The sequence below is a fragment of the Moorena sp. SIO4E2 genome (assembly GCF_010671945.1).
GTDB lineage: Bacteria > Cyanobacteriota > Cyanobacteriia > Cyanobacteriales > Coleofasciculaceae > Moorena > Moorena producens.
The window spans coordinates 1-1,311 of the sequence record NZ_JAAHIE010001271.1; the positions used below are offsets into that span (position 1 = coordinate 1).

Annotated in this window: 1 protein-coding gene and 1 pseudogene; both read right to left on the minus strand. The window is 43.0% G+C overall.

What is annotated here, in order from left to right; genetic code table 11:
• Nucleotides 1-27: 27 nt before the first annotated feature.
• Nucleotides 28-1,128 (minus strand): RNA-guided endonuclease InsQ/TnpB family protein, encoded by a 1,101-nt coding sequence (locus F6K37_RS42860; protein WP_271968729.1) that lies wholly within the window; start codon nucleotides 1,126-1,128, stop codon nucleotides 28-30.
• Nucleotides 1,115-1,311: pseudogene (locus tag F6K37_RS42865) on the minus strand (IS607 family transposase); the annotation flags it as partial. The pseudogene F6K37_RS42865 and the gene F6K37_RS42860, both read right to left, overlap by 14 nt.

Consider the following 1,311-nt stretch of genomic DNA (forward strand, 5'->3'; position numbering starts at 1 on the left):
CTGGTGCAACATTTAACCTCTCTAAACCTACCCATCAGCAGGAATGATCTGTATAGCACCAGGTGAAAACCTGGTGGTTGTTGCCGACAAAGCGCGGATCATTATGTTCCGCGCGCCATTCCAATCCCGTGGTAAAGAGAAGCCACATTTTGGGCATTGGAATTTTTTACTGCCGCCTAATTTTTCGTGAATTTGACCACATTCTGGGCAAGTTTTGCTGGTATAAGATTCGTTAACCAAGACAACCTTCACCTCATGACGATCCGCCATTTGAGTTAAGTGCTGGCGAAACTTATAATGATTCCAGGTAAGCAGATTGCGAGCTGTTTTCCTGTTTAATTTCCTAGCTGATTTGACTACCATTTGAGATGTTTCAAACGTTGGCAAAAATATAAGCTTGTAATTACTAACCAGGAAAGAAGCTGACTTGTTATGGCAGTCCTTAATTAGGTTTTGAATTTTTTGGCGTAAGCGATGGGCAGCATTTCTCATTGCTCGTCTCTGTCTTTTCGCAGAGCTTAAGTCAATCCGACTCATCAACCGATCTAGTTGCTGACAAAGTCTTTGAACCCGACCAATATCCCCAGAGCCTATCTCTAGGTAATTTTTGCCGTCAAAGCCAGTAAGGAATGTCCTAATACCTGGATCTAAAGCTATTACTTTATCCTGTTTGGTGGGAGTAGGTTCAATGTATTCGGGAAAAATGCCGTACCATTTGCCTTTAACCCAAACTAATTGAGTACCGTAGATGCATTCATCGGGAAAACCTTGAGGTGAACGAAAGGACAGACCTTTTACTTTGGTGGGATACCAAGAACCTTTTTTGAAGTCTCCAACTTTGAATTTGATTACTTGAGTGATCTGCCGACAGGATTTAAATTTGGCAAAACCTCCATTGACCTTGGCTTGTTTAACGCCATCGATCCCATCGGCAACAGCTTCTTGTAATTGGTGCCCTGGTAGGGTTTTTACCCACTCTGGTCTATCAGATTTTCTAGCCAGTTTTTGTAGGTCATAAGTACTACCTTGATAGCCGTTTTTGATAGCAGCGATCGACCAGTTGTAAATCCATCTATATGCATTAAGCCAAGTTTTCCAAACCCTGTGAAGCTCTTTAGATGGAAACACCCTGAGCCTCAAGACACTGTTTGGTGTCAACTTCATCGTCTGGTTCCGGGGTTTTATCTTGTACCGCTTGCGTGACTTGCTTTTGATATTTTCGGAGTCCGTAAAGCCTAGCAGAGAAACAGTGGAGGATGGACAGGATATCTTCGACGAGCTCTTGTTCTGGGGAGAGTTTGCGTTCATTGA